Origin of the sequence: Aliiroseovarius lamellibrachiae, assembly GCF_018599245.1 — a bacterium.
Lineage (GTDB): Bacteria > Pseudomonadota > Alphaproteobacteria > Rhodobacterales > Rhodobacteraceae > Aliiroseovarius > Aliiroseovarius lamellibrachiae.
This window is the reverse complement of record NZ_JAHEVJ010000001.1, coordinates 180,875-202,117: the sequence shown is the minus strand read 5'-3', so window position 1 is coordinate 202,117 and position 21,243 is coordinate 180,875. Positions and strand designations below refer to the sequence as shown.

General features: G+C 58.1%; 17 protein-coding genes and 1 pseudogene. 12 read left to right on the top strand and 6 right to left on the bottom strand.

Annotated features, from left to right (window positions below; all coding sequences use genetic code 11):
* Positions 1–262: 262 nt before the first annotated feature.
* Positions 263–949 (bottom strand): rhomboid family intramembrane serine protease, encoded by a 687-nt coding sequence (locus KKW20_RS01050; protein ID WP_214565348.1) that lies wholly within the window; start codon positions 947–949, stop codon positions 263–265.
* Positions 950–1,057: 108 nt separating this feature from the next.
* Between KKW20_RS01050 and trpS the strand changes: the two genes are divergently transcribed.
* Positions 1,058–2,077 (top strand): tryptophan--tRNA ligase, encoded by a 1,020-nt coding sequence (gene trpS, locus KKW20_RS01045; protein ID WP_214565346.1) that lies wholly within the window; start codon positions 1,058–1,060, stop codon positions 2,075–2,077.
* Between the two features lie 242 nt (positions 2,078–2,319).
* Positions 2,320–2,451: pseudogene (locus KKW20_RS16685) on the top strand (DUF2461 family protein); the annotation flags it as partial.
* Between the two features lie 154 nt (positions 2,452–2,605).
* On the opposite strand, the gene hisG reads toward KKW20_RS16685, so the two are convergent.
* The 4 genes from hisG to KKW20_RS01025 all read right to left on the bottom strand — a co-directional run bounded on the left by hisG (position 2,606) and on the right by KKW20_RS01025 (position 6,357).
* Positions 2,606–3,304 (bottom strand): ATP phosphoribosyltransferase, encoded by a 699-nt coding sequence (hisG, locus tag KKW20_RS01040; RefSeq protein ID WP_214565344.1) that lies wholly within the window; start codon positions 3,302–3,304, stop codon positions 2,606–2,608.
* Entirely contained in the window at positions 3,301–4,398 is a 1,098-nt protein-coding gene (locus KKW20_RS01035) for an ATP phosphoribosyltransferase regulatory subunit (RefSeq protein WP_214565342.1), read from the bottom strand. The genes hisG and KKW20_RS01035 overlap by 4 nt, the downstream gene beginning before the upstream one ends.
* Positions 4,388–5,890 carry a histidine--tRNA ligase gene (hisS, locus tag KKW20_RS01030; protein ID WP_214565340.1) on the bottom strand — a complete coding sequence of 501 codons (1,503 nt, stop codon included), beginning with the start codon at positions 5,888–5,890 and terminating at the stop codon, positions 4,388–4,390. Before hisS ends, KKW20_RS01035 begins: the two co-directional genes overlap by 11 nt.
* Before the next feature lie 140 nt (positions 5,891–6,030).
* Positions 6,031–6,357 carry a hypothetical protein gene (locus KKW20_RS01025; protein WP_214565338.1) on the bottom strand — a complete coding sequence of 109 codons (327 nt, stop codon included), beginning with the start codon at positions 6,355–6,357 and terminating at the stop codon, positions 6,031–6,033.
* Positions 6,358–6,439: 82 nt separating this feature from the next.
* Here KKW20_RS01025 and KKW20_RS01020 point away from each other — a divergent pair, with 82 nt between their 5' ends.
* Positions 6,440–6,649 (top strand): SlyX family protein, encoded by a 210-nt coding sequence (locus tag KKW20_RS01020; protein WP_246534375.1) that lies wholly within the window; start codon positions 6,440–6,442, stop codon positions 6,647–6,649.
* Positions 6,650–6,708: 59 nt separating this feature from the next.
* Here the strand turns inward: KKW20_RS01020 and dnaE are convergent, their stop codons facing one another.
* Complete coding sequence (dnaE, locus tag KKW20_RS01015; RefSeq protein ID WP_214565336.1) at positions 6,709–10,230, bottom strand: DNA polymerase III subunit alpha; 3,522 nt, start codon at positions 10,228–10,230, stop codon at positions 6,709–6,711.
* A 220-nt stretch (positions 10,231–10,450) separates the two neighbouring features.
* Between dnaE and xdhA the strand changes: the two genes are divergently transcribed.
* The 9 genes from xdhA to KKW20_RS00970 all read left to right on the top strand — a co-directional run bounded on the left by xdhA (position 10,451) and on the right by KKW20_RS00970 (position 21,198).
* Positions 10,451–11,836 (top strand): xanthine dehydrogenase small subunit, encoded by a 1,386-nt coding sequence (gene xdhA, locus KKW20_RS01010; protein WP_214565333.1) that lies wholly within the window; start codon positions 10,451–10,453, stop codon positions 11,834–11,836.
* The gene (gene xdhB, locus KKW20_RS01005; RefSeq protein ID WP_214565331.1) at positions 11,833–14,109 is read left to right on the top strand and encodes a xanthine dehydrogenase molybdopterin binding subunit; all 2,277 of its coding nucleotides are present in this window, start codon (positions 11,833–11,835) and stop codon (positions 14,107–14,109) included. The genes xdhA and xdhB overlap by 4 nt, the downstream gene beginning before the upstream one ends.
* Positions 14,106–15,098 (top strand): xanthine dehydrogenase accessory protein XdhC, encoded by a 993-nt coding sequence (gene xdhC / locus KKW20_RS01000; RefSeq protein WP_214565329.1) that lies wholly within the window; start codon positions 14,106–14,108, stop codon positions 15,096–15,098. Before xdhB ends, xdhC begins: the two co-directional genes overlap by 4 nt.
* Positions 15,058–16,593, top strand: coding sequence for an ABC transporter ATP-binding protein (locus KKW20_RS00995; protein WP_214565327.1), 1,536 nt, complete (start codon positions 15,058–15,060; stop codon positions 16,591–16,593). The genes xdhC and KKW20_RS00995 overlap by 41 nt, the downstream gene beginning before the upstream one ends.
* Positions 16,590–17,684, top strand: a complete 1,095-nt coding sequence (locus KKW20_RS00990) for an ABC transporter permease (RefSeq protein ID WP_214565325.1) — start codon at positions 16,590–16,592, stop codon at positions 17,682–17,684. Before KKW20_RS00995 ends, KKW20_RS00990 begins: the two co-directional genes overlap by 4 nt.
* Before the next feature lie 12 nt (positions 17,685–17,696).
* Positions 17,697–18,620 (top strand): ABC transporter permease, encoded by a 924-nt coding sequence (locus KKW20_RS00985; protein WP_214565323.1) that lies wholly within the window; start codon positions 17,697–17,699, stop codon positions 18,618–18,620.
* A 12-nt stretch (positions 18,621–18,632) separates the two neighbouring features.
* A complete protein-coding gene (locus tag KKW20_RS00980; protein ID WP_214565321.1) occupies positions 18,633–19,457 on the top strand; it encodes an ion transporter in 825 nt (274 codons plus the stop codon).
* 1 nt (position 19,458) lies between these two features.
* On the top strand, positions 19,459–20,538 hold the full coding sequence (locus tag KKW20_RS00975; RefSeq protein ID WP_214565319.1) for a BMP family ABC transporter substrate-binding protein: 1,080 nt from the start codon (positions 19,459–19,461) through the stop codon (positions 20,536–20,538).
* 132 nt (positions 20,539–20,670) lie between these two features.
* Entirely contained in the window at positions 20,671–21,198 is a 528-nt protein-coding gene (locus KKW20_RS00970; RefSeq protein ID WP_214565317.1) for an EF-hand domain-containing protein, read from the top strand.
* The last annotated feature ends 45 nt before the right edge of the window (positions 21,199–21,243 follow it).

Sequence of the window (21,243 nt, the reverse complement as noted above, 5' to 3'; positions counted from 1 at the left end):
CCAGAACAAGTTTGATTGCTGCAAATAGGTGACACCCGTTTCCTCATCGAAGCATCGCCCCAATTCATTAAAGCAATGCCGCCATTTGAAATACTGAGTGTAGTAGGCAAGCCAGAGAATTGCCGACAATCCCAGTGAGATGATTAAGGCTGTACGTCTCATCCAAGCCATCATCCTATGGTTCCACCATGCCCATTTATGGGTTCAAACGTGCCTTTGGACAGGGCAACACGTTGATGACGTAATGCCACAGTTCCGACCCTCACCGCCGCCGCAACCGCGCCACAACACGCCCCCACCCACCGGGGCTGACCAGAAACGACAGGCCAAATCCGGCGACGAAACCTCCGGCCTCGGCGACCCAATCTATGCCCCCGCCAAAAAGCAGACCAAACGCCAGCTGGATGCCCGCCAGAAACGCGATCAGGCGGAAGGCTTGAAGTTGGTTGCCGCCAGTGTGCGCCAAGCTGGTCCAGATGAGGAAGGTATAGGCGCCGATCAGACCGTAAACCGCCGGGTAGCCGCCAAAAAGCGCAATCGGCGTGTCCCACACCAACCAATAGGTCAGCGCGCCCGCGATGGCCGCGCCAAAATAGACGGTGAGAAAGGCAATCGGGCCAAAAACTTCGCCAACCATTTTGCCGAGCGCCAGCAAAAACACCAGCACAAAGAGAAGATGCATAAAGCTGATGTGCAGGAACGGGTATGTCACCATGCGGGCCAAATCCAGCACGCGAAATTGGCCGTTTTCCACCATCCAGCTGAAAAGTGGCTCGCGAAAACCCCAGTTCTCAATCGCCGAAATGCGCCAGCCCACAGCGTCTGCCCCACCAATCAACCCGTTTTCACCAGCCAGAAACACCAATTCGATCCCCACCAGAAACACGCAAAGCGCAATCACCACGGGGGGCAAGGGGTTTACCGGGGCCTCGTCGGAATACATGCTCATATAACCTTAACCTTTCACCAGAAATTGCGCCTTGCTTGACGAGGCTTTCTTGCATGGGTAAGCGGTAGGGCACGGAAAATCCAGATACTATCCAAACGGGACATCCTCATGACCACACATACACCGCGCGTCTTTTCGGGCATCAAGCCCTCAGGCGGCCTGACGCTGGGCAATTACCTTGGCGCCATCAAGCGATTTGTTGACATGCAGGGACAGGGCTTTGAGACCATTTATTGCGTCGTTGACCTGCATGCGATCACCGTCTGGCAAGACCCAAAAGAGCTGAAGGATGCGACCCGCGAAGTGGCCGCAGGCTTTTTGGCCTCGGGTATTGATCCCACGCAATCCATTTTGTTCAACCAAAGTCAGGTGTCGGCCCATGCCGAACTGGGCTGGTTGTTTAATTGTGTCGCGCGCATGGGTTGGATGAACCGGATGACCCAGTTCAAAGACAAAGCGGGCAAAAACGCTGAGAAGGTGTCTTTGGGGCTGTATGCCTATCCATCGCTGATGGCGGCCGACATTCTGCTGTATCACGCCACCCATGTGCCGGTTGGTGAAGATCAGAAACAACATGTAGAGCTGACGCGCGATATCGCCGCCAAGTTCAATCACGACTTTAAGGCCGAGGGGTTTTTCCCGATGCCAGAGCCGATCATTGACGGGCCTGCGACGCGCGTGATGAACCTGCGTGATGGGTCGAAAAAGATGTCGAAATCCGGTGAAAGTGACATGGAGCGCATCAATATGACCGATGACGCGGACACGATCGCCAAAAAGTTCAAAAAGGCGCGCACCGACCCGGACGCGCTCCCCGATACGCTGGAGGGGCTGAAGGGCCGCCCAGAGGCACGCAATCTGGTCGATATCTACGCCGCCCTGTCCGAGGCCACACCCGAGGCGGTGATTGCGGAATATGCGGGCGCGGGATGGGGGCGGTTCAAACCTGCACTCGCCGATTTGGCGGTCGAGAAGCTTGCGCCAATTTCCACTGAAATGGCCCGCCTGATGGGGGACAAAGCAGAAATTGACCGGATCCTGGGCGAAGGGGCGGATCGCGCCGATGCCATTGCACAGCCGATTTTGGATCAAGCCTATGACATCACCGGGCTTTTGCGTTCACGGTAAAGGCAGGCTGGGGGTTTCACACCCCCAGACCCCTGTGGGATATTTTCAACAAGAAAAAAGGGCGTGGGGGTTTTCCTGCGCCCTTTTGCTTTGGCGAGGAAAATCAGGAGGCCAAGATGATTTCAGGGGACCGTGTCGCGTTTCTAAAAGACCTCGCGCGCACAACCAAGGCCGTGGTGTAGGGCCAATAAGGCGCGCAATCTGCACCATGTGAAAGAGGCCGTAACGGGCGAGCAGAGGTCATGGCGCCAATGTTCACCAAGACAGACGGCGGGCCGGTTCGAACAACGATTTTTAGTTTTCACCGTGATCTGCGGTTCCCCGGAGATAAGACCCCTTATAGGGCGCGTATCCACATGAGCTTTCAGGATACAGGCAGAGCGACGGCCTGGATGTTTACGCTGGACCCGTTGCGGAACTGCTGCGCCGCACAGACAGGGATGCTGTTGCGATATTTGACCCGCTCAGGACGTGGCTTGGCCGGGAATTGTAAAGGCTTTGGTTGCGTTCATGGTTCGCAAGCTGGGCTTAGGCGCCCAACCCGAGTTTTGTTTTCAAAGCGGCCAAAGTCGCACGATCTTCATCGCTCCACTGTGCTTTGCGGGATTTCAACAGCGTCGCCTGACTTTTGTGCACAGGTCCACCGCCAAGGATTTTCAGATGGTTCGCCCGCAGCGTTTCCCCGGTTGAAGTGATATCGGCAATCGCTTCGGCCGTTTCATTTTTCACCGTGCCTTCGGTGGCACCCTGACTGTCGACAAGCTGATAATCCGCCACACCGTGATCGCGCATGTGATCGCGAATAAGCCGGTGGTATTTGGTGGCGATGCGCAGACGAAAACCGTGCTGTGCGCGAAAGGCGGCGGCCACAGCATCCAGGTCATCCAGCGTATTCACATCCACCCAAGCGCGCGGCACGGCGATGATCAGATCCGCATGGCCAAAGCCCATCGGCGCCAGTTCGATCACTTTATCCTGCCAGCTGGCAAGCTTTTCACGCACCAGATCGGTGCCTGTCACGCCCAAATGGATGCGCCCGGCGGCCAGTTCGCGTGGGATTTCACCGGCAGACAGCAACACCAACTCAACCCCGTCGATGCCCTTTACGGCCGCCGCATATTCGCGGTCTGATCCCGTGCGCGTCAGTTCAATCCCGCGCGCGCCAAACCAGTCAAAGGTCTTTTCCATCAACCGCCCTTTTGAGGGCACACCAAGTTTGATCGTCATTTCGCCGCTCCCAACATCAGGGTGATTTCGGGGCGGATCACGCCGCCGATGGCTGGAATGTCGTGGTGGTCGCCATTTTGATGACCAAGCACACGGGTCAGCGCGTCATAGCGCCCGCCGGTTGCCACGGGGGGCAAATCTGGGCGGGTTTCGGCGTAAAATCCAAACACAAACCCATCGTAATATTCCATCGAGGTGCGCCCATAGCTGCCTTCGAAATCCAGACGGCTGACATCCACACCCCGGCGGGCCAACGCCTCGGCACGGGCCTCAATCCGGTCCACGGCGGGGGCGATGGCGGGCATATCAACGGCGATATCGCGCAGATGCTCCAGCACGTTTTCGGTGGTTTCCCGCAGCGCCATGAGGTCATCAAGCAGGGTCACTTCCTGGCTAGAGATTGGGTCCGCGGTGGCGTCGTCACGCAGGGCGTCAATTCGGGCGGCAATTTCGGCCGGGCTGCGCAACCCGATGTGCGGTGCGGTCTCGTCCATAGGATTGTCCTGCGCCAACAATGCCTCGCGCCCTTCGGGCAAAGGAGCGCGCCCTGAGAAGCGATCTAAAAGTGCGCGGAACCGGCGGGGACGCCAGATGTGACGCTCAAGGGCGGCTTTGCGCCGGTCGGTGGTTTTCAGCCCCAGCACAGCGGCCAGCAAAAGCCCCATATCGCCGGTGGCGGCGCGCAGGTTTAATGGCGCAAGCACCTCTTTTACCAAAGAAAAAACCTCAGCGTCCGCCTCAATTGGGGCGTCACGATCAAAGACCTCGTAACCGACCTGAAACTGTTCAGAGGCGCGGTGGGTGGCTTCTTCCTGGGCGCGAAACACCTCGCCCATATAGGCGTAGCGGGCGGGTTCAGCCCCTTCGGCCATGTGCATTTGCACCACGGGCACGGTGAAATCCGGGCGCAACATCGCCTCGCCCATCACCGGGTCTTGGGTCACATAAGCGCGCGCGCGGATGTCTTCGCCGTAAAGGTCCAAAAGCGTGCCGGCGGGCTGCAGGATATCGGCCTCGACCACCTGCGCGCCTTGGTCTTGAAAGAACGACAAAAGGCGCGTGGCCTCGGATCGGATTTGCGATTTATCCGTCATTTTCTGCCCCGGTCTCAGCGTCCAAAATCTCACGTACTTTGGCGAGCATATCTGCGCGATCACATTCAAATTGTGACGGCCGGGATTTCCATTCCTCAAGCGTGGCGTTTTCAGCGATTTTTGCCCCCAGCACCAGGTCTTTGATCTGAATTTTGCCCGCCTCAAACTCATCCGACCCGGCGATGATCGCGATGGGAGAGTTGCGTTTGTCGGCGTATTTCAATTGGTTGCCAAAGTTCTTGGGGTTGCCCAAATAAACCTCGGCCCGGATGCCCGCTTGGCGCAATTCGCCGACCATCGCCTGATAATCCGCAAGATGGGATTTATCCATCACGGTGACCACAACGGGGCCAACATCAACCTTGCTGACGCGGCCTTTGGCCTCGAGCGCGGCAAGCAGGCGATCCACACCGATCGACACGCCGGTCGCGGGCACCGCTTGGCCGGTGAAGCGTTTCACAAGGTCATCGTAACGCCCGCCGCCGGCCACGGATCCGAACTGGCGTTTGCGGCCCTTCTCATCCAGGATTTCAAAGGTCAGTTCAGCCTCGTAAACCGGGCCGGTGTAATAGCCAAGGCCGCGCACGACAGAGGGGTCAATCTCGATGCGGTCCGGGCCGTACCCCTGTGCCGCGAGCAATGTTGCCATTTCCTCAAGTTCGTTCACACCCTCGGCCCCCACGGCGCTGTCGCCCACGGCGGCGCGCAGATTGGCGAGGGTGTCGGCGGCGGTGTCACCTTTTGAGGTGAGGAAGGCGATCACGGGTTCGGCTCGATCAGCCTCCAGCCCAACACCGTCGATATAAGCACCAGAGGCGTCCAAACGGCCCTTGCCCAAAAGCTCGCGCACGCCCGCTTCGCCGACCTTGTCGAACTTGTCGATGGTGCGCAGAACCGCGTCGCGGGTGGCGCCTTCTTCAACGCCCATGACTTCCAAAACGCCGTTCATAACCTTGCGGTTGTTCACGCGCACCAGATAGTCGCCGCGGGGAATGCCGACGGTTTCCAATGTGTCCGAGAGCATCGCGCAAATCTCGGCGTCCGCGGCCATTGACGCTGTGCCAACCGTATCCGCATCACATTGATAAAACTGACGAAAACGTCCCGGGCCGGGTTTTTCATTGCGCCACACCGGCCCCATCGCATAGCGGCGATAAGGGGTCGGCAGATCATTGCGGTGCTGGGCATAGACCCGCGCCAAAGGGGCGGTCAGGTCATAGCGCAGCGCCATCCAGTCGCCATTGTCTTTCTCGTCAAATTCCTGCCACGCAAAGACGCCTTCGTTCGGGCGATCCACGTCAGGCAGGAACTTGCCCAGCGCCTCTACCGTTTCCACAGCCGAGCTTTCCAGCGCGTCAAATCCGTACCGATGATAGACCCCAGCAATTTGATCCAGCATTTCTTTGCGACGATTTACCTCGGCGCCGAAATAATCGCGAAACCCTTTGGGCGTTTGTGCCTTGGGGCGGGGCTGTTTCTTTTGCTTGGCCATCGGTGTGATCCCGTTATGTGCGTACGCGGGCGGTCTAGCCGATGGGGGCGGTCAGGGCAAGGGAGCGGTGCCGCACACGATGCGGAAAGCCTTGGAAATCCGGGCAGATCTGACGTGTTCCCCCGGAGGAGCGTTTTGCGTCACTTCGTGTGGTCCACCAAACAGATGTATTTTTCATACACCCAACCGGATGGCCCCGCATACGACCAATCCTGAATATCCTGTTGCACAATCACTTCGCGCCAGCCTTTGGTGCCGGTGGGGTTCATTGTGACCAGGAACGTCCCCGGCCCAAGCTTGTCCTGCATCGCGCATTTGCTTGAACCACAGCTGCGCAGCGCCAGAAAGTTATCGCCATTGGGGTTCAGGCCACAGACCACAAATTGCTCGCCGCTATAGGCCTGAGCAGCGGTTCCAAACCCAAGGGATAGGACGACCATGAGTGCCGTCAAAGTGAGATGTTTCATATCAGTCTCCTCCTCGTGTTCATTCCATCACAAGCAATTTTTGGGGCTATGATATAGATCACAAAGGGGCTATCAGGGCCACATGTCGCAGGAACGCATCACCCAGCTAGAAGAAGCCGTCGCACACTTGTCAAAAGTGGTCGAGGAATTGTCCGATGTGATTGCCCGTCAGGACGTGGAATTGGCCACCGCACAGCACCGCATTCAGATGCTGATGGAACGCGAAGCCCAGCGCGAGGCGGGCGGTACGGGCGGGATCATCGTCGGCGACGAGCGTCCGCCGCATTATTGACCCTTTCGCCAGCGGTTATGTTGGATTTTGGATATTTATAGAAAGAGGAAGAGGGCGCGTCACACCTCTTCCACGTCAATCACGCCGTCCAATGACTTTAGCGCGCCTTTGATTTGTGGGTTGAGCGGATAAGACTGGCCCAAGGTCATCTCCACCTCGCCGGGCAGGGTCGGATCCATCAAACAGACGGACACTTCGCCCGGGCGCACGCCTTTGGCCGCCTCGGCCGCTTCGCGCAAGAGGTTGGCGACCAGCCCGACGACGCCGGGTTCATCGAGGTAGATCTTAAGCGCCATGCCGCCCGCATCCGCGACAACCGCATCAATGGGCGCGACCGAGCGCGCGATCGGGTCAAACTGCCCCTCGTTAAAGCGCCCTTCCAGCGTCATCACCACCTGCAGCGTTTCTTCAAACACCTTGCGGCAACTGTCAAAATCATCGGTAAAGAGCGCCATGCCCGAGACTTGCCCGGTGGGGTCCGAGATGTTCATGCGGTAAAACTGATTGCCACGGCTGGATTTTCGTTGCTGCAACCCGCCGACAATCACCGCCACTTTGCCCACAACGGCCCCGTTACGTTCGGCTTTTTCATGCAGTTCTTGCAAAGTCATCACGCCCTTGCGTTTTAGCGCAGGCAGATAGTCATCAAGCGGGTGACCGGACAGATAAAACCCAATCGCCTTATGCTCTTCGGCCAGCCGTTCGTTGGGCAGCCAATCGTTTACCGGGGGTATTTTCGGTTCGGGCAGGTCGTCGCCCGCTTCGCCAAACAGGGACACTTGGTTTGAGGCGCGCTGTTCAAATATCGCGCCGGAATAGCTGACCAAACCGTCGAGCGCGTCAAAGACACGGCGGCGGTTGGGGTCAAGCTGATCAAAGGCACCGGCGCGCGCCAGCATCTCCATCGGGCGTTTGCCAACCCGTTTCAGATCGACCCGGCGGGCGAAATCATAAAGCGTGGCAAAGGGCTTATCGATGCCGTCAACTTTGCGCCCTTCGACCACCAGCTGCATCGCCTCGGCGCCCACGTTTTTCAGTGCGCCCAGCGCATAGACCACCGCGCCGTCTTTCACGGAAAACGTCGCAAGTGATCGGTTCACACAGGGCGGGATGATCTCTATATCCAACCCGCGGCGCACCTCTTCGGCGTAAACCGACAGCTTGTCGGTCAGGTGGATATCGCAGTTCATGACCCCGGCCATAAACTCCACCGGATGGTTCGCCTTGAGCCAGCCGGTTTGGTAAGACACCACCGCATAGGCCGCCGCGTGGGATTTGTTAAAGCCGTAGTTCGCGAACTTCTCAAGAAGGTCAAAAACCTCTGACGCCTTCTTGGCAGGCACCCCGTTTTCGGCAGCCCCCTTTTCAAACTTGGGCCGCTCGGCGTCCATCGCCTCTTTGATCTTTTTACCCATGGCCCGGCGCAACAGATCCGCGCCCCCCAATGAGTATCCCGCCATCACCTGAGCGATCTGCATCACCTGTTCTTGGTAAACGATAATCCCTTGAGTTTCCTCAAGGATATGATCAATCAGCGGATGAACGGATTCGATTTCTTTCAGGCCATTTTTGACCTCGCAATAGGTGGGAATATTCTCCATCGGGCCGGGGCGATACAGCGCCACCAGCGCCACGATATCCTCGATACAGTTGGGTTTCATGCGCCGAAGCGCGTCCATCATGCCCGAGCTTTCCACCTGAAACACCGCAACCGTTTTGGCAGAGGCATAAAGCTTGTAAGTCGCCTCATCATCCAGCGGAATGGCGTTAATCTCATTCACCGCACCCTCGGGCGGATCATACAAATGCGTGCCATCGGGGCCGGTGTGAATGTCACGCCCCTGCCCTTTGATCAGATCCACTGCGTTTTGAATAACGGTAAGGGTTTTCAGGCCCAGAAAGTCAAACTTCACCAGCCCTGCCTGCTCGACCCATTTCATGTTGAACTGGGTGGCGGGCATGTCGGATCGCGGGTCTTGATAAAGCGGCACCAGCGCATCAAGGGGGCGGTCGCCGATCACCACACCGGCGGCGTGGGTTGAGGCGTTTCGCAAGAGCCCTTCGACCTGTTGGCCGTAATTCAAAAGCCGCTCCACCACCTCTTCTGACCGGGCCTCTTCGCGCAGACGCGGTTCCTGATCCAGCGCTTCTTTGATGGATACGGGTTTTACCCCCTCCACCGGGATCAGTTTCGACAGACGGTCGACCTGACCATAAGGCATCTGAAGAACTCGCCCCACATCGCGCACGGCGGCTTTTGACAGAAGCGCCCCAAAGGTGATGATCTGCCCCACTTTGTCGCGGCCATATTTCGCCTGCACATAGCGGATCACCTCTTCCCGGCGATCCATGCAAAAGTCGATGTCGAAATCGGGCATCGACACCCGTTCGGGGTTGAGGAACCGTTCAAACAGCAAAGAATACCGCAACGGATCAAGGTCGGTGATGGTCAGCGCATAGGCGACCAGCGACCCCGCACCAGACCCCCGGCCCGGCCCCACCGGAATGCCCTGTTCTTTGCCCCAGTGGATAAAGTCGGCCACAATCAGGAAGTAACCGGGAAACCCCATGCCCTCGATGATATCAAGCTCAAAATCCAAGCGTTTTTGGTATTCTTCGACACTGACCGCATGAGGGATCACCGCGAGGCGCGCTTGCAGCCCTTCGTTGGCCTGGCGGCGCAGCTCGGCCACCTCATCATCGGCGAATTTCGGCAGGATCGGGTCGCGTTTATAGGCCTTGAACGCACAACGGCGTGCAATTTCCACTGTATTATCAATCGCTTCTGGAAGGTCCGCAAACAGCGTGATCATTTCCTGTGGGCTTTTAAAATAGTGCTGCGGGGTCAGGCGACGGCGGCCGCCGGCCTGATCCACATAAGCGCCTTCTTTGATGCAGATGAGCGCGTCATGGGCCTCGTAAAGCTCGGTTTTCGGGAAATACGCGTCGTTGGTCGCCACCAAGGGGATGCCCATCGCATAGGCCATTTCGACAAAGCCGCGTTCCGATGCGCGTTCGCCTGTCGTGGGTTGGCCGCCTTCGCCCGGATGGCGTTGCAGTTCAATATACAGACGGTCGCCAAAGGCACGGTGCAGGCGTGTCATCAGGGCTTCTGCTTTGTCGCGGTGGCCCGATTGCAACAGCTTGCCCACCGGCCCCTCGGCCCCGCCGGTCAGGCAAATCACCCCCTCGCAATACTGCTCCAGCTCGTCCAATTGCACCTGAATCGTGTCGCCGCCCTTGTCGAGGTACAGGCAGGAGTTCAGCTTCATCAGGTTCTCATACCCGGTCTCGTTCTGTGCCAGAAACACCATCGGCGCGGGGTTGCGGGGTTTTTCGCCGGGGGCGGCAATCTCAAACGCGATGTCCACCTGACAGCCGATGATGGGCTGCACCCCTGCGCCGGCCGCCGTTTCAGAAAACTCCAACGCGGCGAACATGTTGTTGGTGTCGGTCATCGCCACCGCTGGCATGCCCATATCGGCGCAAAGACCGGGAAGCTTTTTCACGGGCACCGCGCCCTCTAGCAAGGAATATTGCGTGTGGGTGCGAAGGTGGATGAATCGAGGTTGATCTGTCATCCCGCGACCCTACAAGCCCCGCCCAAAATGCGAAAGTCAGATCGGTATGCCGCGCTCAGAATTTGCCATCCCTGCCGATGTCTCCGCAGTTTTTCAAGAATCCCTTGCCAGATCCGCGCAACTCGGCTTAGCTTGTTAACAATCTCCCCGCTCGCCTTCTACGTCGCATCGAGGGCGCGCCAAATGGGGTCACACAAAAGTAACGCGGCAGGATTTTTCCATGGATATCACCTTTCTTCTGAACGGAGAGAGCGTGCATGTGTCGGAGGTGAACCCGACACAATCGGCACTGGATTGGCTGCGCGAAACACAAGGACTGACCGGCACAAAAGAAGGCTGCAACGAAGGCGATTGCGGGGCCTGCACGGTGATGATCGCCGACGAAGCGGGTGCGCGCGCGGTGAACGCATGCATCCTTTTCATGGGGCAGTTGGATGGCAAATCCCTGACCACGGTTGAGGGCGTGGCGCGCAAGACGGACGACGGGCTGGCGCTTCATCCTGTACAGGCCGCCATGATCGAAGAACATGGGTCACAATGCGGATTTTGCACCCCCGGCATCGTGATGTCTTTGGCCACATCTCATCTGACCGGGGACCGCAATCACGACGATATCTTGGCGGGAAACCTGTGCCGCTGTACGGGCTATGCGCCGATCATTCGCGCCGCCGAGAAGGCGTGGAAAATGCCGATCCCGGATGGGTTTGGCGTGCCAAAGGTCACGATCCCAGATCCGACCGCAGATGCCATGCGCCCCGAGAGCTCTGACGCTTTGGCCGCAGCTTATCTTGCGACCCCCGATGCCACATTGATCGCGGGCGCCACTGATGTGGGCCTTTGGGCGACCAAGCAGCTGCGCGATCTGAATCCGGTGATTTTCCTAAGCGGTGTCAAGGACTTGCAAAACATCGACATCACGGATGACGCCCTCACCATTGGCGCAGGTGTCAGCCTTGAACGCACCCGTAAGTTGATGGCAGACCAGCACCCGCATTTCGCTGAGATGCTGCGTCGGTTTGCGTCAACCCAAGTGCGCAACGCGGCCACTTTGGGCGGCAATATCGCCAATGGCTCCCCCATAGGGGACGCCCCGCCGCCGTTGATTGCGCTTGGGGCGGACATCACGCTGCGTCACGGCGACACCCGCCGCACCATCGCGCTTGAGGATTTCTTTATCGCCTACGGCAAACAAGACCGTGTGGCGGGGGAGTTCGTCGAAAGCATCACGGTCCCGCGCGCACCCCATACGCCAGACACGCTGCGCGTTTACAAACTGTCAAAACGCTTTGATCAGGATATTTCCGCCGTGCTGGGGGCCTTTAACATTGCGGTCACGGACGGTGTGATCACAAATTCCCGCATCGCATTTGGCGGCATGGCAGGCACCCCGCAGCGCGCGAAATCTGTCGAAGCCGCCCTAACCGGCCAGCCTTGGACACGCGAAACGATCATTGCCACCCTGCCCGCGTTTGCCACGGATTACACCCCCATGAGCGACATGCGCGCCAGTGCCGCATATCGCCTGAAGGTCGCGCAAAACATGCTGATCCGTGCGTTCGAAGACAGCCAAGGCAGCGCCACAAATGTGCTGGAGGTGTCGTCATGAGCATCGGAAAACCCCTTCCCCACGACACCGCCCACCTGCATGTCACAGGGGCTGCGCGCTATGTGGATGACATCCCGACCCCGACCGGCACGTTGCATTTGGCCTTTGGTCTATCAGACGTCGCCCACGGCGAAATCACGGCGATGGATCTGTCCGCCGTGCGCAACGCACCGGGTGTGATCACAGTGTTGACGGCCGAAGATGTCCCCTTTGAAAACGACGTCTCGCCCGCCGCCCATGACGAACCCCTTCTGTCCACCGGAAGCGTTCATTACGTGGGCCAGCCGATCTTTTTGGTGGTCGCAACCAGCCACCTCGCGGCCCGCAAAGCCGCCCGTTTGGGCAAGATCGACATCGCGGAAAAACCCGCCGTTCTGACCATTGATCAGGCGATGGAGGCGGACAGCCGGTTTGAGGGCGGCCCGGTGATCTGGTCACGCGGCAAGGCAAAGGACGCGCTCACCTCCGCGCCACATCTGATCGAAGGTCAGTTTGAAATGGGCGGGCAGGAACACTTCTATCTCGAAGGTCAGGCCGCGATGGCCTTGCCCGGCGAAGATGGTGAGATGTTGGTGCATTCTTCAACCCAGCACCCGTCGGAAATTCAGCACAAAGTGGCCCATGCGATTGGCCTGCCGATGCATGCGGTTCGCGTCGAAACCCGGCGGATGGGCGGCGGCTTTGGCGGCAAGGAAAGTCAGGGCAATGCGCTTGCCGTGGCCTGTGCCATTGCCGCGCGCCAGACCGGAAAACCGTGCAAAATGCGCTATGATCGCGACGACGATATGGTGATCACCGGCAAGCGCCACGATTTCCGTATCGCTTACCGCGCGGGCGTGGATGCGGCCGGGAAACTGTTGGGGCTTGAGGTCACGCAATTTGCCCGCTGTGGCTGGGCGCAGGATTTGTCGCTGCCGGTCGCGGACCGTGCCATGCTGCATGCAGATAATGCATATTTCCTTGAAAACGTTGAGATAACCAGCCATCGCTTAAAGACCAACACCCAATCCGCCACCGCCTATCGCGGCTTTGGCGGGCCGCAAGGCGTGCTTGGGATTGAACGGATCTTAGAGCATATTGCGCGTGATCGCGGCCTTGATCCGATTGAGGTGCGTCGGGTGAATTTCTATGCCGACGGGCAGACGACCCATTACGGACAAGAAATCGAAGGCTTCCACATTCCCGACATGTGTGACGCGCTTTTGACCCGGGCAGAATTCAGCAAACGACGCGCAGAAGTGGATGCCTTTAACGCGGAAAATCCGGTCCTGAAACGGGGGCTTGGGTTTTCGCCGGTCAAATTTGGCATCAGCTTCACGCTCACCCACTTGAACCAGGCGGGGGCGTTGGTGCATGTCTATCAGGACGGCTCCATTCACCTGAATCACGGCGGCACGGAAATGGGCCAGGGCCTGTTTCAAAAGGTCGCGCAGGTGGCCGCATCCGTATTTGCCGTCGATATGAACGTGGTGAAAATCACCGCAACCGACACCGCAAAAGTGCCCAATACCTCGGCCACGGCGGCCTCTTCCGGGTCGGATTTAAACGGCATGGCGGTGAAAGCGGCGTGTGAAACAATCCGCGAGCGGATCAGCACGCATTTGGCCGAAAGCTGGCGCGTGGCACCGGGCGACGTGGTCTTTTCTGGCGGGCAGGTGCAAGCGGCGGGGCACCCCCCGATCTCGTTCGCCGAGGCCGCCGGGCAGGCGTATTTTGCTCGGATCAGCCTGTCATCCACCGGGTTTTACAAAACGCCGAAAATCACTTGGGATCGCATCAAAGGACGTGGGCGACCATTCCTTTACTTCGCCCATGGGGTCGCGCTTTGCGAGGTGGTGATCGACACATTGACCGGGGAAAATCGCATTTTGCGCACGGATATTATCCACGACACCGGGAACAGTTTGAACCCGGCGCTGGATGTTGGTCAGGTCGAGGGGGCCTTTGTGCAAGGGGCCGGTTGGCTGACGACAGAAGAATTGGTGTGGGATGACGCGGGCCGCCTGCGCACCCACGCGCCCTCAACCTATAAAATCCCGGCAAGTTCTGATCGTCCGCGCATTTTTAATGTGGATCTTTGGAACAAACCCAATTCCGAAGACACTGTTGGTCGGTCCAAAGCGGTGGGCGAGCCGCCCTTTATGCTGGGCATTTCCGCGTGGCTTGCGCTGGCGGATGCGATTTCGGCCTGCGGGGATGGGTTTCACGATCTGAATGCGCCAGCGACGTCAGAAGAGGTTTTGGCTTCGGTGGATCGGGTGCGCAGCGCATGAGTTTGGATTTGACCTCTTTGTGCAAGGAAGTTTGTGATCACAGGCGCGTTGTGCGGGTGGTTGTGGCTGACGTAAAAGGCTCTGCCCCGCGCGAAGTGGGGGCTGCAATGCTTGTTTGGGCAACCGGGCAGTCAGGCACAATTGGCGGTGGAGAGCTGGAATGGCAGGCCGCCGCGAAGGCCCGAAAGATGCTAAGCGATAAGGGTGAGCCCTCGCATTTGGATCGCTATCCTTTGGGGCCGGCACTTGGTCAATGCTGCGGTGGATCGGTCACATTGTTCAGCGATGTGTTTGACGAAAAACGCCTGCAAGATATTGATCGCAAAGCTGTATTTGCACGCGGGTCAGCTGGTGGTGAACGCCCGTTTACAGTTGAGCGGGCGCTTCAACGCGCGCGCGATCGCGGCGAGACACCTGAGCCGCAATTGATTGACGGATGGATGATTGAACCCATCAATCCCGCGCGAAAACCCCTTTGGATTTATGGCGCGGGTCATGTTGGACGGGCGTTGATCAGCGTCTTGGCCCCGCTTCCTGAATTTGTGATCACATGGGTGGACACTGGGCCGGGCCGCTTTCCAGAAAACGTCCCGACCGGAGTGACAATCCTGCCCGCGCCGACCCCGGCACATGCTGTTCAGCTTGCCCCACAAGACGCCCAGCACCTGGTGCTGACCTATAGTCACGTCATGGATCTGGATCTGTGCCACGCGATTCTATCCCATGGGCATGGCGGGCTTGGGCTGATCGGATCTGACACCAAATGGGCGCGTTTTCGGGCGCGTTTGGCCCAGCTGGGGCATGAATTGCCTAAAATTGACCAAATAAACTGTCCAATCGGCGACCGGAAACTGGGGAAACATCCCCAAGCCATTGCGATTGGCGTTGCGACCGCGTTAGTTAAAGACGCGGCAAAAAAAACGAGAAACCACAGGGGGATACCATCCGATGGAGGAGACGCGGACGCAAGACGCGCTGTTGACACTTGAGGGGTTAACCAAGGCCTATCCGGGCGTGGTCGCCAATGACAATGTGTCGTTTTCGATCTTACCCGGCGAGGTGCACGCGCTTTTGGGGGAAAACGGCGCGGGGAAATCCACGCTGGTCAAAATGATCTATGGTCTGGTGAAGCCGGATCAAGGGACAATGACGCTGAAAGATGCGCCGTTTCAACCTGCCAATCCGGCCGCGGCACGGGCCGCGGGTGTGGCGATGGTGTTCCAACATTTCTCGCTGTTTGATGCGCTGAGTGTTGCCGAAAACATCTCTCTTGGCATGGACCACCCGCCCAAACCCCGCGAGCTCACCGCGCGGATCCGGCAGGTCAGCGAAGCCTATGGCCTGCCGCTTGATCCAGATCGCATCGTTGGCGAATTGTCTGCGGGCGAACGGCAACGGGTCGAGATTATTCGCTGTCTTTTGCAAGATCCCAAGCTGTTGATTATGGACGAGCCGACCTCGGTCCTGACCCCGCAAGAGGTTGATATCCTTTTTGAAACCCTGCGGAAGTTAACGCAAGAAGGCACCGCGATCCTGTATATTTCCCACAAGCTTGAGGAAATTCGCGCGCTGTGTGAACACGCCACGATCCTGCGGTTGGGCAAGGTGGTCGACACCTGTGATCCGCGCGAGAAGTCGGCCAAAGAGCTGGCGGAAATGATGGTGGGCACGACCCTGCATGTGCCAGAGCGTGATGCCTCTGAACCCGGTGATGTTGTGCTGGCGATGGATCATGTCACGCTTTACACCCCCAGCCCCTTTGGCACGGATTTGCGTGACGTCAGCCTTGAGGTGCGCGCGGGCGAGGTTCTGGGTGTCGGTGGCGTGGCGGGCAACGGTCAGGACGAACTTTTGGCCGCCTTGTCCGGCGAGGCGCGATTGACCAGCGGATCGGTGCTTTTGAACGGCGTGCCGATTGCCAAACTGGGGCCAAATGAACGCCGCGCCTTGGCGGTTTTATCAGCCCCCGAAGAACGCTTGGGCCATTCGGCCGCACCAGATATGAGCCTGACGGAAAACGCGCTTTTGACCGCCGCTGTGCGTCAGCGCCTGACCAAACGGGGCTTTTTGCGCTGGGGCAAAACCGAAGATTACGCCAAGCGGGTGATCAAGGAATTTGACGTGCGCACGCCGGGGCCGGCCAATGCGGCGCGGTCGCTGTCTGGTGGGAACTTGCAGAAATTTGTCATTGGCCGCGAGGTGTTACAGAAACCCGAAGTCTTGGTGGTGAACCAACCGACTTGGGGCGTGGACGCGTCAGCCGCGGCGGACATCCGGCAATCTTTGCTGGACCTTGCGGCGGGCGGCACCGCTGTCATTGTCATTTCGCAGGATCTGGATGAGATTTTGGAAATCTCTGACCGGTTCACCGCGCTCAATGAGGGGCGGTTGGCGGAGCCGGTGCCCACACGAGGCCTGACGGTTGAAAAAATTGGTTTGATGATTGGTGGCATGCATGCCCCCGCTTTGGAGGATGCAGAATGATCCGACCTTCGCTGATACTTGAAAAGCGCCCCTCGCCATCGCGGTTTTGGGCAACAACCACGCCGGTTTTGGCCGTGATTGCAACGATGATCGCGGGCGGCATTATGTTCTGGGCCTTGGGCAAAGACCCGATTGAGAGCATTCGCACCATTTTCTGGGATCCCTTGTTTCACGAGACATTTGGCCCCTATTCGCGACCTCAGTTGTTGGTGAAAGCCGCCCCATTGATCCTGATTGCCATTGGTTTGTCGCTTGGGTTTCGCGCGGGCGTCTGGAACATTGGGGCCGAGGGGCAATACATCATGGGCGCCATTTGCGGCGCGGCTGTCGGGCTTGCCTTTTACCCCACTGAAAACATCCTTATCTTTCCGGCGATGATCCTGGCGGGGGCCTTTGGCGGTTGGGCCTGGGCGATGATCCCTGGTCTTTTAAAAACCCGATTTGGCACCAATGAGATCTTGGTCTCGTTGATGTTGGTCTATGTGGCCGAGGCGGCACTTGCCTCTGTCAGTCAGGGGCTTTTGCAAAATCCCGACGGTATGGGCTTTCCCGGGTCACGCAACTTTCGCGACTTTCCTGCCGCCTATAACACCGAGCTGATCACGGGCACGGGCATGCATTGGGGCGTTGTTTTTGCCTTTATCGCGGTGATTTTTGCCTATGTTCTGCTGACCCGTCACATGCTGGGCTTTCACGTCCGCCTGACGGGCCAAGCGCCGAGGGCGGCGCGGTTTGCGGGGGTGAACCCCACGCGATTGGTTCTTTTTTGTTTGGGCATTTCTGGCGCGCTTGCTGGGATGGCGGGGATGTTTGAGGTGTCGGGCCCGGCGGGGCAAGTCACCATCGACTTTAACTCCGGTTACGGGTTTACCGCGATCATTGTGGCCTTTCTGGGCCGGTTGCATCCCATCGGAATCCTGTTGGCGGGGCTTTTGATGGCGCTGACGTATATTGGGGGCGAGCTTGCACAATTGATGCTGGGTCTGCCTGCCGCGGCCATTCAGATGTTTCAGGGGATGCTGATGTTTTTCCTTCTGGCGATGGACATGCTGACCAATTACCGCATTCGTTTCACACTGAAAAACGCGTAAGGAGGAGCTATTATGGACCTGTCACAAATCAATCCGATCCTTCTGATTGCCTCGCTCATGGTGGCGGCAACGCCCATTTTGCTGGCGGCGATTGGCGAAGCGGTGGTGGAAAAAGCGGGCGTTCTGAACCTTGGGGTTGAGGGCATGATGATCACCGGGGCTGTGGTTGGCTTTGCCATCACGGTGAACACCGACGCCCCTGCGCTTGGCTTTGTCGGGGCGGCCATTGCCGGTGCGGCGCTGTCGATGCTCTTTGGCATTTTGACGCAATATTTGCTGTCAAATCAGGTGGCAACGGGCTTGGGGCTGACGCTTTTTGGGCTTGGGCTTAGCTCGCTCATTGGGAAACCCTATGAGGGGATGAAGGTCACGACGCTGGCGAAAATGGAGATCCCTCTTCTGAGCGATATTCCCGTGCTTGGCCCGATCCTTTTTAAGCACGATCCGATGATCTACGTGAGCCTGATGATCATTGCCGGAACGTGGTATGTGTTGAAACACACGCGCGCGGGGCTGATCCTGCGCGGAGTGGGTGAAAACCACGATGCGGCCCATGCGCTTGGGTATAAAGTCATTCGCGTGCGTCTGATGGCGATTGCCTTTGGCGGCGCCTGTGCGGGGATGGGCGGGGCCTATATCTCGCTTGTGCGTGTGCCGCAGTGGGTCGACGGAATGACGGCGGGCGCCGGTTGGATTGCTTTGGCCATTGTGGTTTTTGCCTCTTGGCGGCCGTGGCGTGTGCTGTTGGGGGCCTATCTTTTTGGCGGGATCACCGTGCTTCAGCTGAACCTTCAGGCGGCGGGTGTACCTGTTCCGGTCGAGGTTTTGGCCATGTCGCCTTATGTGATCACCATCGTTGTGCTTGTGATTATTTCGCTAAAGGGCAATCACGGCGCACCCGGCGCACTTGGCAAGATTTTCCACGCGACACATTAGGGGCGCAACACCGTGACACGCAAAGAGATCATCGACATTCTCGACGGCAGCCACCCGGTCTTTGGCGGGCTGGTTGCGCGGGGCATGGATGCGTTGATCCTTTTGTCCGCGGTGGCGATTGCGGTGGAAACCGAACCGAACCTGCCCAGCTTTTGGCGCGGGCTGTTGTTTAAGTTTGAGGTTCTGGTGCTGGCGATTTTCACCACCGAATACCTGCTCCGGGTGATCTGCACGCCCCAAAAGCTGCGTTATATGTTCAGTTTTTGGGGGTTGGTGGATCTGATGACCATCCTGCCTGCAATCGCATTTTTGACACCACAATGGCAGGTGGTGCGCACCTTTCGTCTGTTGCGACTGGTGCGGCTGGCCAAACTGTTTCGCGGCAGTCACGCGATGGAGCGGTTGGTCAATGCGTTTCAAGAGGTGCGCGGCGAGCTTGCCATTTTTGGCGTTATCGCCGGCCTCATGCTGTATGTCGCCTCGGTCGGGATTTACATCTTTGAACATGACGCCCAACCCGATGTGTTCACCTCGATCCCGCAAAGCCTGTGGTGGGCGGTCGCAAGCTTTACCACCGTGGGTTACGGCGATATGGTGCCCATCACGCCGGGTGGGCGGATCTTCACCACCTTTGTTTTGTTTCTGGGCCTTGGTGTGATTGCGGTGCCAAGCGCGATTGTCACCACCGCCCTTCTGGAATCGGAAACCAACATTCAGAAAAAACTTGCCAAATCCGGCTCGGACCTTGATTTTGACCGGGAAATTCCGCGTCAGGACACGTCTGGCCGCGAAAACGATACCCAAATTAAGACTGCTAAAACCACCAAGGGAGAATAGAATGCGTGCATTGAAATCACTGCTAACAGGTGTGGCACTTGTTGCCGGGCTGGCCGGTGCGGCCCAAGCTGACGACAAAACCAAAGTTGGCTTTATCTTTGTGGGCCCTGTCGGCGACGGCGGCTGGACCTATGAACACAACCAAGGCCGCTTGGCCGTGGAAGAGGCTTTTGGCGATAAAGTCGAAACCATCTATCAAGAAAGTGTACCAGAAGGGGCCGATGCGGAACGCGCGATCACCCAAATGGCGCTGGCGGGTGCCGATCTGATCTTTACCACTTCGTTTGGATATATGGACGCGACGCTGGCAGTGGCTGAAAAATTCCCTGCTGTGAAATTTGAACATGCCACCGGTTATAAAACCTCGGACAATGTATCGAACTATTCCGCACGTTTCTATGAAGGTCGTGCGGTTCAGGGCCATATTGCGGGCAAGATGACCAAAACCAACACCGTTGGTTACATCGCGTCTTTCCCAATCCCGGAAGTTATCCGTGGCATCAACGCCGCCTATATCCACGCCAAAAAGGTCAACCCGGACGTTCAGTTCAAAATCATCTGGGCGTACACTTGGTTTGACCCAACCAAAGAAGCGGATGCGGCAAAAGCGCTGATCGAACAGGGCGCGGACGTGATCCTGCAGCACACCGATTCCACCGCCCCCCAAGCGGCGGCAAAAGAAGCGGGCAATGTGATCACCTTTGGTCAGGCGTCTGACATGGCCGAATACGGGCCATCGCCACGCGTGTCTTCGATCATCGACAACTGGGGCCCATACTATGTGGCGCGCACCCAGGCGGTCATGGACGGCAGCTGGGCGTCCGTCTCCACTTGGGACGGCATTGGCGCAGGCATGGTTGGCATTGGCGAGATTTCCGATGCTGTTCCTGCTGACGTAAAAGCCGAAGCAGAAGCCCTGCGCGACAGCCTGTCGGATGGGTCTTACCACGCCTTCACTGGTCCTTTGAACAAGCAAGACGGCTCGGTCTGGCTGGCCGAAGGTGAGACCGCAGATGACGGCACCCTGGCTGGCATGAACTTCTATGTTGAAGGCATCGAGGCGGAAATTCCGTCAAACTGATCTGCCAAAAACGCGTTCCAAAAGGCCCTGCACATCGCGGGGCCTTTTTTTGTGCTTTTCTTGGTTTTCGGCGACGGAAATACATACGCATTCCGTTTTATGAATAAGACGACATTGAAACGGAGTAAGACCATGCTGAAAACCCTCACAACCTACACCGCCCCGATCGCCCTTATGATTGCCCTGTCGGCCCCGGCCATGGCGCAAAACCAACCCGGTGCGCATTTCTTTGAAATGTGGGATCTGGACGAGGACGGCATCGTCACACTGGCTGAGGCGCGCGAGCGGCGCGATGACATCTTCAACATGTTTGATGAGGACGAAGACGGTGTTTTGACCGCCGAAGAATACGTGCTGTTTGACGAGACACGTCAGGCTGACATGGAGCTGAACGGCATGGGTCAACATGCGGGCAAAGGCCAGGGTGGTGGCAAAGGTCAGGGTGGCGGCATGGGTCAAGGGAAAGGCGGCGGACAAGGCATGGGGCAAGGCATGGGCGAACATGGGGTCGCCATGTCTATGGAACGCCAAAACGCTGATCTCAACGGCGACGGACAGGTCACCCGCGAGGAATTCCTGCAAGCGCTGGATCCATGGTTCACCCGCCAAGACCGCAATGGGGATGGCGTGCTGACGCCCGAAGATTTTGGGCGCGGCTAACCCCCCCCTCTTTCCTCACAGACAAGTTTTTCACGGACGCCCCAT